General features: G+C 40.7%; 11 protein-coding genes. 6 read left to right on the plus strand and 5 right to left on the minus strand.

Going from position 1 to position 13,613, the window contains the following annotated elements:
- Entirely contained in the window at positions 1–1,449 is a 1,449-nt protein-coding gene (locus J5M87_RS02980) for a nicotinate phosphoribosyltransferase (RefSeq protein WP_160463279.1), read from the minus strand.
- Between the two features lie 904 nt (positions 1,450–2,353).
- Positions 2,354–2,995, minus strand: a complete 642-nt coding sequence (locus J5M87_RS02985; protein WP_154608680.1) for a prepilin peptidase — start codon at positions 2,993–2,995, stop codon at positions 2,354–2,356.
- 96 nt (positions 2,996–3,091) lie between these two features.
- Here J5M87_RS02985 and J5M87_RS02990 point away from each other — a divergent pair, with 96 nt between their 5' ends.
- From J5M87_RS02990 to J5M87_RS03005, 4 genes are read left to right on the plus strand one after another with little or no spacing between them, the layout of a single operon-like run.
- Positions 3,092–4,027, plus strand: a complete 936-nt coding sequence (locus J5M87_RS02990) for a TIGR01212 family radical SAM protein (protein WP_154608681.1) — start codon at positions 3,092–3,094, stop codon at positions 4,025–4,027.
- Positions 4,021–4,578 carry a class I SAM-dependent methyltransferase gene (locus tag J5M87_RS02995; protein ID WP_154608682.1) on the plus strand — a complete coding sequence of 186 codons (558 nt, stop codon included), beginning with the start codon at positions 4,021–4,023 and terminating at the stop codon, positions 4,576–4,578. Before J5M87_RS02990 ends, J5M87_RS02995 begins: the two co-directional genes overlap by 7 nt.
- The gene (locus tag J5M87_RS03000) at positions 4,571–4,825 is read left to right on the plus strand and encodes a hypothetical protein (protein WP_154608683.1); all 255 of its coding nucleotides are present in this window, start codon (positions 4,571–4,573) and stop codon (positions 4,823–4,825) included. Before J5M87_RS02995 ends, J5M87_RS03000 begins: the two co-directional genes overlap by 8 nt.
- 12 nt (positions 4,826–4,837) lie before the next feature.
- On the plus strand, positions 4,838–6,892 hold the full coding sequence (locus J5M87_RS03005) for a cation:proton antiporter (RefSeq protein WP_154608684.1): 2,055 nt from the start codon (positions 4,838–4,840) through the stop codon (positions 6,890–6,892).
- A 1,472-nt stretch (positions 6,893–8,364) separates the two neighbouring features.
- Here J5M87_RS03005 and J5M87_RS03010 read toward each other — a convergent pair.
- Both J5M87_RS03010 and J5M87_RS03015 read right to left on the minus strand, forming a co-directional pair.
- On the minus strand, positions 8,365–9,144 hold the full coding sequence (locus tag J5M87_RS03010) for an ABC transporter ATP-binding protein (RefSeq protein ID WP_154608685.1): 780 nt from the start codon (positions 9,142–9,144) through the stop codon (positions 8,365–8,367).
- 73 nt (positions 9,145–9,217) lie between these two features.
- Entirely contained in the window at positions 9,218–9,979 is a 762-nt protein-coding gene (locus tag J5M87_RS03015; protein WP_154608686.1) for a S1 family peptidase, read from the minus strand.
- A gap of 260 nt (positions 9,980–10,239) precedes the next feature.
- On the opposite strand from J5M87_RS03015, the gene J5M87_RS03020 reads away from it, so the two are divergent.
- Together J5M87_RS03020 and pflA are read left to right on the plus strand one after the other, a co-directional pair.
- The gene (locus J5M87_RS03020; protein WP_154608687.1) at positions 10,240–11,598 is read left to right on the plus strand and encodes a hemolysin family protein; all 1,359 of its coding nucleotides are present in this window, start codon (positions 10,240–10,242) and stop codon (positions 11,596–11,598) included.
- Between the two features lie 186 nt (positions 11,599–11,784).
- On the plus strand, positions 11,785–12,576 hold the full coding sequence (gene pflA / locus J5M87_RS03025) for a pyruvate formate-lyase-activating protein (protein WP_154608688.1): 792 nt from the start codon (positions 11,785–11,787) through the stop codon (positions 12,574–12,576).
- 381 nt (positions 12,577–12,957) lie between these two features.
- Here the strand turns inward: pflA and J5M87_RS03030 are convergent, their stop codons facing one another.
- On the minus strand, positions 12,958–13,605 hold the full coding sequence (locus tag J5M87_RS03030; protein WP_154608689.1) for a hypothetical protein: 648 nt from the start codon (positions 13,603–13,605) through the stop codon (positions 12,958–12,960).
- Between the last annotated feature and the right edge of the window lie 8 nt (positions 13,606–13,613).

Consider the following 13,613-nt stretch of genomic DNA (forward strand, 5'->3'; position numbering starts at 1 on the left):
TTAACGTAAGCGTGTTTGGTTGCGAACTTGTTGAATGAGTTTCATCTTATTATCCCAAACATCTTGTGCTAAATCAACTGGATAATCTTGTGGATTCAGCATGCGCTTGTATTCATCCCAAAGTTGATCAAATTGCTCATTGGCATATTCTTGAATAGCTGGTAGACTTGGTAAATCGTAGACAAGTTGCCCTTTATCAAAAATATCAATTAGGAGAGGTACAGCTTTAAAATCAGTTACTGTCTTATTGATGTAAGTATAGGTTGGGTGAAACATGTGGATAGAGGTCATTTCACTAACATCTGTATCAGCAAAGGTAATGTAGTCGCCCTCTGTTTTTCCTTTTTCAAGACTGGTAATACGCCAAACTTGTTTTTTACCTGGTGTGGATACTTTTTCCACATTAGAGGAAAGTTTAATGGTATCACGCATAGATCCATTCTCATCCTCAATCGAAACAATCTTATAAACGGCACCAAGTGCTGGTTGATCATAGGCTGTGATGAGTTTTGTTCCAACACCCCAGACATCAATTTTAGCCTTTTGCATTTTTAGGTTTAAAATGGTATTTTCATCAAGGTCATTAGAAGCGTAGATTTTAGCATCTGTATAGCCGGCATCATCAAGTTGTTGTCGAACTTTTTTAGAAATGTAGGCCATATCACCCGAGTCAATCCGAACGCCTAAGAAGTTGATCTTATCTCCCAATTCCTTTGCAACACGAATGGCAGCAGGGACACCAAGACGCAAGGTATCATAGGTATCGACAAGGAAGACACAATTTTTATGGGTCAAAGCATAGGCCTTAAAGGCATCGTAATCATTACCGTAAGTTTGGACAAGGGCATGCGCATGGGTTCCAGCTACTGGAATACCGAAAATTTTTCCAGCACGTACATTGGAAGTAGCACCAGCGCCACCGACATAGGCTGCACGTGTTCCCCAAATGGCTGCATCCATTTCCTGTGCACGGCGTGTACCGAATTCAAGAAGTGGCTCATCTTCCAAAATGGCTTTGATGCGACGAGCTTTGGTAGCAACTAAGGTTTGGTAATTGACGATATTTAAAATGGCTGTTTCAACCAATTGGCATTGGGCAAGTGGCCCCTCAATTTGCATGATTGGTTCATTGGCAAAAACCAAGTCCCCTTCCTTAGCAGAACGAATGGTTAACGAAAATTCTAATTGCTTTAAATAATCTAGGAAATTCTCTGGATAGCCCTGCTGACGTAAATAGTCCAAGTCTGTTTCCGTAAATGAAAGATTTGATAGGTAGCGCACAATACGCTCTAGGCCAGCAAATACTGCATAACCATTATGGAAAGGCAGTTTTCGAAAATACACTTCAAAAACAGCATGTTTCTCATGAATTCCCTGCTGAAAATAAACCTGAGCCATATTAATTTGATACAAATCGGTATGTAGCGTTAAACTATCATCAGAATAAATGTTCATCTTATTCTCCTCCTATCACTATAGTATAGCATAAAAAAACAGTCCAGAGGACTGTTTCAGCTTGAAGAAAAAGTCTTTTTATTGCCACCATCCTTATGTGCTTTCGGACATCAGCGACTTCCTTCGGAATTCCATGATTCATCTTCGAGTCTAAGGTCTCGAAGATGCCGAGTGACAGAAAACCTTCATTTAATAACGTTTTCTGTCACTTTTAGCACGGCGGTGGCGGCGGTATTGTGCTCGCTACGCTCGCAAATTTTCTAACCTTGAAACTACAGAAAATTAAATATCATTGTAATGTTTTTCTGAATTATGAGGTTTGTCTACATTCTGAAACAGTCCAGAGGACTGTTTTTTCACGAGCCAAGAAACCAGAGTGCGAGTTAGGTCCAGAGGACTGTTTTTTCACGAGCCAAGAAACCAGAGTGCGCGATAGGTCCAGAGGATTGTTTTTCCCTCGCCAAGAAACCAGAGCGCGAGTTAGGTCCAGAGGACTGTTTTTCCCTCGCCAAGAAACGAGCGCGCGCGATAGGTCCAGTAACCTGTTTTTCAAGAACCTAGCACTAGAAGTACGAGTAAGGAGAGATTACAATGGATTTAGAAAGTAATAGGACAAGGCAAGGAGTTACAGATAGAACTAGCGTTAATTGAGGATTACTCCATAATCCCTATTTCCAACCTTCAACAGTCTACTGGACTATTGAAGCAAAGCGACTTATACTCGTCAAAAATCAAAGTCTGACGTCGTTAACTCACCTTGCTGAACTTTAGTTCTAGCTACGATTTCGTTGCCTAGTCAGATTTTGATTTTTATAGAGTATAACGATGTCCTAACCTTTATTCAATTCACTATATGACAGCATAGGCGTTTAGAACGATAAGGTTTGGACATAGGATTCTACCTTACTTGCACAATTAAGCTGGCTAAGAAGAGATAGGGAATAAAGGGGAGGGATTTTGGTTTGAAGATGCTAAAAATCAATAGGCCAAACAAGCTCGCCAGTTGGATTAGCCAGAGAAGCTCTGTTAAAGGAAAGAGTAGAGATAGGCTAGCTAGGTAGAAAAAATCACCTGATCCGATTGGTAGTCGGTATTTTTCAGTGATTAGGGAAAGGATAATGAAAGTACAAAATACCCAGTTTAGACTTGAAAATAGCAGAGCAAGAAAAGTAAAGACACCCCAAACCATCAATGGATATTCTTGGTGTTTGATATCATAAATGGATAATATGGTACCTGTAAACAATAAGATACATTGTAAGCATGAAATCAAGCCCTGACCTAGTAAAACAATCAAGCCTGCAGCAATCAGTTCCAAACCTAGGTACCAGTAGGGAATCTTTCCTTTGCAGTAGCGGCATTTGAATCCTAGCACCAGTTGTGATAGAACTGGAATCATGTCCCACCATTTCAGCGACTGTTTGCAATGATTGCAGTGGCTAGCTGGAAAGAGTAGGGATTTTTCAGGAAAACGGTCAATGACCACACTGAGAAAGGAGCCAATAGAAGCTCCGACAAACATTAATAACATTATCTTCATACCTATCTATTCGTAAACCATTTGAAAAAGTAGAAAGAAAATGATTTTTAAGATGTTTTTGCTACTTCACTGCTGGAAATGTGGTAGAATAAGAGAATGAAATCTTACAATGCTTTGAATGATTATTATCGAACATTATTTGGAGAAAAGACCTTTAAAGTACCGATTGATGCGGGATTTGACTGTCCGAATCGTGATGGAACGGTGGCAAAAGGCGGTTGTACATTTTGTACGGTGTCAGGATCTGGCGATGCGATTGTGGCACCTGATGCGCCTATCCGTGAACAATTTTATAAGGAAATTGATTTCATGCACCGTAAATGGCCAGATGTTCGGAAATATTTGGTCTATTTTCAAAACTTTACCAATACGCATGAAAAGGTTGAGGTGATTCGAGAACGGTACGAGCAAGCCATCAATGAGCCTGGAGTAGTGGGAATCAATATTGGAACTCGACCAGACTGTCTACCAGATGAAACGATTGCCTATCTAGCAGAATTGTCAGAGAAAATGCATGTGACAGTGGAGTTGGGGCTTCAGACAACCTTTGAAAAAACATCTGATTTGATTAACCGTGCTCACTCGTATGAACTCTATGTTGAAACTGTGAAACGATTGCGTAAATTTCCTAAGATTGAAATTGTCTCTCATTTGATTAATGGTTTACCCGGCGAGACACACGAGATGATGCTTGAAAATGTTCGCCGTTGCGTAACGGATAATGATATTCAAGGCATTAAATTACACTTGCTTCATTTGATGACTAATACCCGTATGCAGCGAGATTATCATGAAGGACGGCTGCAACTGTTGAGTCAAGAAGAATATGTGAACATTATTTGTGACCAGTTAGAAATTATCCCCAAGCATATCGTCATTCATCGGATTACAGGAGATGCGCCGCGCGATATGCTGATTGGACCAATGTGGAGCCTCAATAAGTGGGAAGTTCTCAATGCCATTGAAACAGAGATGCGTCGCCGTGGTAGCGTCCAGGGCTGTAGAGCAAAGGAGCAGAAATTGACATGTTAAGACCATTAGAAATGGCCCATCAGTTTTTAGGAGAAGTCATTACCAAGGAAGATATCGTGGTGGATGCGACCATGGGCAATGGGCATGACACTCTTTTTTTAGCTGAGAGAGCCAAAAAAGTATTTGCATTTGATATACAAGAACAGGCGATTGAGCAGACTCGAGCGCGTTTGGAAATGGCTGGTCTGACCAATGCTGAGTTGATTTTAGCAGGACATGAGCAACTTGATGTTTATGTAGAAGAGGTAAAAGCAGGGATTTTTAATCTAGGCTATCTGCCAAGTGCAGACAAATCGATTATCACACAGCCCAACACGACTATTATCGCACTTGAAAAATTATGTCAAGGCTTGGTGTTGGGTGGTCGAATTGCAATCATGGTCTATTATGGACATGAAGGTGGTGTTTGTGAGCGAGATGCAGTGCTTGATTTTGTGTCTCAGCTACCACAACAAGTATTTACCGTGACGATTTATCAAACCCTCAATCAGATCAATCAGCCACCTTTCTTACTAATGCTTGAAAAATTAAAGGAATACAATCATGGATAAAAAATATCTACAGGAAAAATTAGCAGGACTGAGAAGTAAGTATGTTGATTCCAATACGGGGGAACAACTCGCCAAAAAATTTGACGATGCGCATTTAAGCAAAAAAATGGTCAAAATTAAACAGAAGTTGGTCAGTCTTGAAATGGAACGGTGCCAAAAGCAAATTGAACATCGGGACCTGTCGAAGATTGATGAAAAGATTTCTGAACAAAAACTGTTATTTGAACAATGTTGTAAGGAACAATAAGGAGGGTAGTGGATGACAATACTCCTTTATTTAATTGTATTTTTGCTGGTTTTGATTGCATCAAATGCAGCCAATAAATTGTTTCCACGTTTGCCGTTACCATTGTTACAGATTGTTGCCGGAGCCTTGTTAGGTCTGTGTATACCACAAGGAAAGTTTCATCTTGACACGGAATTTTTTCTTGCTTTGGTCATCGGACCGCTCTTGTTTCGTGAAGCTGAAGAAAGTGATGTTACTAGTATTCTGCGCTACTGGCATATTGTGCTGTATCTTATTTTCCCAGTCATTTTCATTTCAACTCTTAGCCTAGGTTATATGGCAAATTTTCTTTGGGCTAGTCTTCCGTTAGCGGCCTGCTTGGCGGCAGGGGCAGCGCTTGGTCCTACAGATTTAGTAGCCTTTTCTTCTCTATCGGATCGTTTTACATTCCCAAAGCGTGTCGAGAGTATCTTAAAGGGAGAAGGCTTGCTGAATGATGCGAGTGGCTTGGTTGCGTTTCAAGTGGCAGTAGCAGCTTGGCTTACAGGTGAATTTTCACTAGAAAAAGCTAGTGTATCGCTACTCATTTCCATTGTAGGTGGTTTTGCAATTGGAGCGATGACGGCCTTTTTCAATCAAAGTTTGCACCGCCTGTTGTTACATGCCCGAGCTTCTGATATTGCGAGTCAATTATTATTGGAATTAAGCCTGCCCTTACTCACCTTTTTTCTAGCTGAAGAAGTCCACGTTTCAGGGATTATTGCAGTCGTCGTTGCAGGGATTTTTAAGGCTAGTCGGTTTAAAAATATTACCTTATTGGAAGCTCAGGTTGATACAGTAACTGAAACAGTTTGGGGCACTGTTACCTTTATGTTAAATGGGTCTGTCTTTATTCTGTTAGGCATTGAATTACAGATGATTTTAGAGCCGATTCTGAGCAGTCCGATTTATGATAATCTCTTTTTATTGATTACTATTTTTGTTCTCACCTTCTTGTTGTTTAGTATCCGTTTTCTCATGATTTATGGTTTTTATGCCTATCGGATGAAGCGCGCAAAGAAAAAGATGACCTATGCCTTGAAAGATAGTCTATTGCTGACATTTTCAGGAGTTAAGGGAACGGTTTCCATTGCAACGATTTTGTTAATTCCAGCAAGCTTAGAACGAGAATATCCTCTCTTACTCTTTCTTGTTGCAGGCGTTACCTTACTCAGTTTCTTGACGGGCTTGGTCGTATTGCCACGTCTATCTGAAAGTAAGGAAGAAACGCTGGAATATCTGATGCACATCGCAATTTTAAATGACGTAGTGACGGAATTAGAAGCGGATTTGGCACATACCAAGATTAAAGGACCACTCTATGCAGCGATTGATAATTATCATGGTCGTATCGAAAACCTGATTTTAGAGCGGGAAGATAAGACTGTTCGAAAGGATCTGGCAAGTCTTCAACTCTTGATTCTGAGTATTGAAAATGATGGTCTTGAGCAGGCCTATGAAGAAGGAAAGATTGATGATCGGTCCTATCACCTTTATCAGCGTTATCTTTTAGGAATGGAACAGCGAATTAACCGAAATTTTGCTTCTCGTTTTACCTATTTTTGGATTGTTTTTTGGCGTGTTTCTCGTCTTATTCTCCATGAAATTGTGACATTGGGTGCCAGATTGCGTTCTTGGCGGAAAAAGGAAAAACGCCATTTGACCAAGGAAGAAATCGAGAGTATTGCAGAGCTCTATCTTGCCAATACGGAGGTGATTGTTGAGAGTTTGGAGCATTTGAAGGGGATTTATAAAAATTCGCTGATCAATTTCTTACAGGATTCTCGCTTGCGTGAAACAGCGATTATTGGTAGTGGAGCCTTTATTGAACGGGTTATCACCCGGATGAAACCGACCAATATTGTTGAAATGCTACGTGGTTACTATCTGGAACGTAAAATCATCTTTGAATACGAAGATCAGGGACTGATTTCGCCTAGTTACGCTAAGCGTTTGCGACAGAATGTCAATAATTTAGAAAATTATTCCCTCAAGGAAACTGTGAATACCTTGCCGTATGACATGGTGAATTACGCTAGGAAGGGATAAGAAAAGTCTATCAATCGCTGGATTGATAGGCTTTTTAAGTAATACTTACTATCAACATTCGTATTTTTCGATACTTTATTAGATAGTGCGGATGCAATGTTGGAGGATGTCGTCATCTCAGCTTGAAGAAAAAGTCTTTTTATTGCCACCATCCTTATGTGCTTTCGGACATCAGCGACTTCCTTCGGAGTAAAATAATCCAGTGGATTATTTTAGCCCGAGCCCAGAAACAAAGGAGCGAGGATAATCGATTTCAACGAAATCACGACGTCTGTCTCACTCCCACTTTTAGCACGGCGGAGGTGGCGGTATTGTGCTCGCTACGCTCGCAAATTTTCTAACCTTGAAACTACAGAAATTTAAATATTATTGTAATGTTTTTCCGAATTGTGAGGCTTGTCTACATTCTGGGATGATGTCATCATCTTTATTTCCAACCTTCAACAGTCCGCCGGACTGTTGAAGCAAGGTGAGTTAACGGCGTCAGACTTTGATTTTTGACGAGTATTAAGCCGCATTGATGAACGCCAGTTCTATCTGCAGCTCCTTGCCGTGTCCTATTCATAAGATACGAGGGCGTTAAAAAAGCGAATGAAAAATAGGAAATACGACGAAGAAGCGGAAGCTTCTAGGAGCATTTATCTTTTTTCCGAGCTTTTAGCCCGAGTTCAGTTCCGCAAGATACGAGGGCGTATAAAGCACAAAGTGAAAATAGAAAGTCAGACGAAGAGCCAGCAAACCCTAGGAAGACTTATCCCTAAAGGGAGTCTCAGTTGTAACCAACTAAAGTTGGAACATCTGCGTCTCTTTTTCACACAGTGCTTAGCCCGTGTTCAGTTTCATAAGATACAAGGGCGTTAAGCAACTCCTAGACAAAATAGGCGGCCGAACAGTAAGCCTTTAGGCTTCGTCGTGAGACCCCCACAAAGGCAACTAGGTTGTTGTGATAACAACAACCAGATGCCTACTGTGACCTACCGTTAGCAACTCTAACCCAACATGATTATCAGTGAGTTGTAGCCCATGTTCAATTTCATGAGATACAAAGAACGTCAAGAGCAAAGTCTACCCCTAGGGCATCCGTATCTGTAGAACGAGCAAGCTCGTAAGAGCTACGGTAAGATAGGAGATGGACGATGTGTTCGATGAACACAAGGCAATCTATCCCTAAAGGGAGCCTCAACTGTAACCAGCTAAAGCTGGAACATCTGCGTCCCCACTAAAGGGAGCCTCAGTTGTAACCAACTAAAGTTGGAACATCTGCGTCTCTTTTTTACACAGCTCTTAGTCCGTGTTCAGTTCTCAATCCACTATAAATGGTGGATAAGTTGGTTATTTTAGTATAATGAATGTTTGGCAGTCATTTTCAGTCAACTACAAAAGCACTAGAAAAGGAAGAAATCAGAAAAAACAGACACCTTTGTACTGCTCCGCTATTTAGGAGTAATCCAAATCTGTCTGTTTGCATTTGCTTATATTAGTGGTTTAATAAAGAGCCGGTCTTCACCAAGTGGGATAAGCTCCACCTGCTGGTCATAAAATTGACTCAGAATATCAGGGATTAGAATGTCTTCTTTAGATCCCTTTGCAAGAATCCTACCCTCTTTTAGTAGGAGGACATGGGTAAAGGATTGGGTAATTTCTTCAGCATGATGGGTCACATAGATAATTGCTGGCGCTTCAGGAAGTTGACAAATTTGTTCGATATGTTTGAGTAGGCGTTCACGGGCGAGTAAATCAAGACCAACCGTTGCCTCATCTAAAATCAACAGCTGAGGTTTTTCCATGAGACTACGGGCAATGAGCAGTAGTTGGCGCTCTCCTTGAGATAAGCTGGCATAGGTTCGGCCAATCAGATGAGCTGCGTCAATCCTGTCTAGCATATCCTTTGCTTCCTGCAATTCCTTTTCACCATATTCACGATAGAGAATAGACGATTTATACTTTCCAGTGAGGACAATTTGCTCTGCGTAAAGATCAGTCGGAAAGCGTTCGGCTAAAAAGGATCCGACAATCCCAATCTTGGTCCGTAAACTTGGAATGTCCCCCTTTCCAAATTCAATATCAAGAACGCTCAATTCACCAGAACTCTTCCAAAATTCAGCTGTTAAAATACGCAATAAGGTCGATTTACCAGCTCCGTTTAAACCAAGAACAGCCCATTGCTCTCCTTTAGCATATTCCCATGAAAGGTTGTCTAAAATAGTTTTTCCCTGTCTACGATAGGAAAGATTGCGCATTGAAAGAATCATAAGCCACCTCGTTTTCAATTCATTTCCATTATTATATCATAGAGATGTGCCACAAGGATTGGCGAAAGGAATCTTATTGATGTTTAGCGATGAATGCGCGTATGCTTTTATCAAATAAGAGACCAAAGGAAGTGGGGTTTTCTAAATCATCTGTTGAAGCATTGGCTATTCCAATCATATCGCCATTTTTATTGAATAAGGGGGAACCTGATGACCCACTAGCGATAGGAGCAGTATAGGTGAGAAAGTTTCCGTCAATTTCTTTAATCATTCCCTGACTATCCCATAATGTGCCATGTTCTTTATCACCTGGATAGCCTACTGCTCGGATAAAATCAGAGACCTTTGTTTTGTCCGTTGTATCAAGACTAGCAATTTTTTGAATGGTAAGGTGGCTCAGTTCTTTGTTGGAAGTGATGGGTTTTTGGAGTTTGACAATGCCAATATCCATGCTTTCATCTTCTGGGGCAATGAACTCTTTGATAGGGAGATCCACTTGTTTGCCTTGTTGATCAACAGTTCGAACGACGGCTGTGTCTGCTTTTGCAAGACCAGTAACGACATGACGATTGGTCAGCAATGTATCTGGGGAGATAAAGACCCCTGTACCGTGCCCTTTTGCATTTTCTATTGATTGGATTAAGGCAATGCCATTGTAAGAGCTAGTGGCAATATCCTTTATTTGTTCACGGTGGCTCTTAGTTGTTTCTTTCGTTTTAGCCTGTTGGGTACTTGGAGCAGTTGTCTGTGATGTTGAGCATCCAGTAAGAGAAAGTCCACTGCTTGATACGAGTAGGCCCACAAGTGCCAGTTGACAAAATCGATTTGGTTTCATGAGTATTCTCCTTTATAGGTTTCATTTACTATCATCTTATCAGATTCATCTCACTATTCCCTATGTCTCTTGCAATTTTCATCTGTTTTTTGATTTGAGACAAGAAAGACCAGATAGGCTTCTTACGAAGATTGGGAAAATGTATCCCTCAACCAGGTATTTCCTACTATTTCAGTGACTTTAGTAGAATCTAAGTGACAAGAAGGAGAAAAAAGTGGTATAATGATACTATTATATTTTTTATAGGAGACACAGACATCATGGAAGACCCTGGTAGTCAGACCATTCATTTACAAATTTTATTATTGCTTTTATTAACCTTACTCAATGCCTTTTTCTCAGCTTCTGAGATGGCTCTTGTTTCTCTTAACCGTTCCCGTGTAGAACAAAAAGCGGCTGAGGGAGAAAAGAAATTTATTCGTTTATTACATGTACTAGAAAATCCGAATCATTTTTTATCGACGATTCAAGTCGGAATTACCTTCATCAGTATCTTGTCAGGGGCGAGCCTAGCAGGTGATTTAGGTACAGTATTTGCTGGCTGGTTAGGAAATTCTGCGACAGCACAGACTGCTGGCTATTGGCTTGCGCTTGCCTTGTTGACCTTTATTTCAATCGTCTTAGGAGAATTATATCCTAAGCGAATTGCCATGAATATGAAGGAAAATTTAGCGGTCATTTCAGCGCCAACTATTCTCTTTTTAGGGAAGCTAGTTAGTCCCTTTGTGTGGCTTTTGTCAGCAGCGACCAATCTTATTAGTTACATAACACCGATGGAGTTTGACGATGCTGATGAGAAGATGACCCGTGATGAAATCGAGTACATTTTAACCACCCAGAGTGAGGAAACTTTAGATGCAGATGAAATTGAAATGTTGCAGGGGATTTTTTCACTTGATGAAATGATGGCACGTGAAGTTATGGTACCGCGTACGGATGCCTTCATGGTCGATATTGAGGCCGATACAGCAACGATTATGGCGGAAATTTTGAAGCAGAATTTCTCGCGGATTCCAGTTTATGACGGAGATAAGGATAATGTTGTTGGGTTGATTCATACCAAGCGTATCTTGGCTGAAGGCTTTTCTACTGGTTTTGAAAATTTAAATATCCGACGGATTTTACAAGAACCACTCTTTGTACCAGAGACGATTTTTGTGGATGACTTATTAAAGGCCTTGCGCAATACTCAAAATCAAATGGCTATTCTACTTGATGAGTACGGTGGTGTGGCAGGAATTGTGACCTTAGAAGATTTGCTTGAGGAAATCGTGGGAGAAATTGACGATGAAACGGATAAGACAGAGATTTTTGTTCGAGAAATCGGAGAACACACCTATATTGTTCAAGGAAATATGACCTTAAATGACTTCAATGAACATTTTGGGACAGAGTTGGAAAGCGATGATGTGGATACGATTGCAGGCTTCTATCTGACAGGTTTAGGGACGATTCCAAGCCAAGAAGAAAAAGAAGCCTACGAGGTCGATAATCACGGCTATCATTTGATTATGATCAATGATAAGGTCAAAAATGGACGTGTGACCAAGTTGAAAATGATACTGACACCTCTTGAAGCTGAAGAGGATATGAAAGATAGAAAAGAAAAGAAAGACTGAGCGATGGCTTAGTCTTTTGTTATATTAGTCACCGTTATTTTTATCTATTGTATCGTTAACGCGTCTTGTTTAACTTGAGGCAGAAAAACTATTGACTATAACTATTTTTCCTATTCAAAGTCATTCATACAAACGCTTTCCTAATTTTATGATATAATAAATTTATTAAGAAGTGAGGAAGAGAAAATGGAAGCAATCGATTACAAAAATGTAACAGGTCTAGTGCATTCAACGGAGAGTTTTGGGGCTGTGGATGGTCCGGGCATTCGATTTGTGGTATTCATGCAGGGCTGCCACATGCGTTGTCAGTATTGTCATAATCCTGACACTTGGGACTTGGTCAATCCAGCAGCTACTGAGCGAACAGCAGAGGATGTGTTAAACGAAGCGATTCGCTACAAGGGATTTTGGGGGAAAGAAGGTGGCATTACCGTATCAGGTGGTGAAGCGACCATTCAGATTGACTTTTTGATTGCTTTGTTTAGCTTGGCAAAAGAAAAAGGGATTCATACAACCTTAGATACCTGCGCCCTAACCTTCCGCAATACACCAAAATATCTGGAAAAATATGCTAAGCTCATGGAAGTAACCGACTTGGTCTTGTTGGATATTAAGGAAATGAACCCAGACCAACACCGCTTTGTCACAGGTCATAGTAATAAAACCATTTTAGAATGTGCTCGCTATCTCTCTGATATTGGTAAACCAGTCTGGATTCGTCATGTCTTGGTGCCAAACTTAACAGACCGTGATGAAGACTTGATTGAACTGGGGAAATTTGTTAAGACCTTAGACAATGTCGAGCGATTCGAAGTTCTTCCCTACCATAATCTAGGTGAATTTAAATGGCGGGAATTGGGACGTCCCTATCCACTAGAAGGAACCAAGCCCCCAACTAGAGCCCGCGTTGAAAATGCCAAGGAACTCATGGACACGGAAAGCTATCAGGAGTATCTGAACCGTGTGCGAGGAAATTGAGAAAGCCCCTATTTCTCACAAGCAGTATTTGCGATGCTGCTTGTTTTTCTTTTATAGTGAATTGAATAAAGGTTAGGACATCGTTATACTCTATAAAAATCAACATCTGACTAGGCAACGAAATCGTAGCTAGAACTGAAGTTCAGCAAGGTGAGTTAACGACGCCAGACTTTGATTTTTGACGAGTATAAGTCGCTTTGCTTCAATAGTCCAGTAGACTGTTGAAGGTTGGAAATAGGGATTATGGAGTAATCCTCAATTAATGCCAGTTCTATCTGCAGCTCCTTGCCTTGTCCTATTCCTTTCTCAATCCACTATAGTATGAGCAGAAAATAAGCCTCCTTTCAGATATTATTCTGAGAGGAGGCTTTGTTGTTCCCTTTATTTCACAAACTGCCAATATTCTCCATTAGGGAGAAGGAGTCTTCGTCCTTTTTGTCGTTGAATAATCTGGTGAGTCGAGCGTTCTCGAACAATTACTTCTTCATAATCTTCTGGCTCTTCCACCCATTTTGACGTATAGAAATACTGGTCATCTAAATAGTTCAAACATTCATTGGTTTCCCATTGGCAGACTTCTTCGACAGGCCATAGGAAATGGGTTCTGGAGTAATGAATTTCATGTTTGATGAGCGTAAAAGGACTACTGATCAAACGGACATTGATGAGGTCCCCTGCTTTTTCAAATGGTACTGTCGTCAATAGAGTGAGTTCCTGATTCAGTGGACGATACTGGTAGGCTTGAATAATGTGCTGTAAAAAATCAAATCGCAACAAACCAAAAGAATCAGAAAGGGGATCATAGACGGGATTTTCTAAATAGATCATCGCCTCTTTTGGAAAGGGCTGGTAGACTTTCTGGTTTTGTAACTCAAACAGGTAGAGTTCTGTTCCTAGATAATCTAGCTCTTCTACAAGAATATCATTGGGATCTGTGTAGGGAGGATTTTTTCCAAAAATCCACTGGCTGGTTCCGTCAATGGTTTGTGGTAGGATTGACTCGAATCCTGATAGAGAATGGATGTGCATAGCGTCTC

The sequence above is a fragment of the Streptococcus sp. zg-86 genome (assembly GCF_017639855.1).
Taxonomy (GTDB): Bacteria; Bacillota; Bacilli; order Lactobacillales; family Streptococcaceae; genus Streptococcus; species Streptococcus zhangguiae.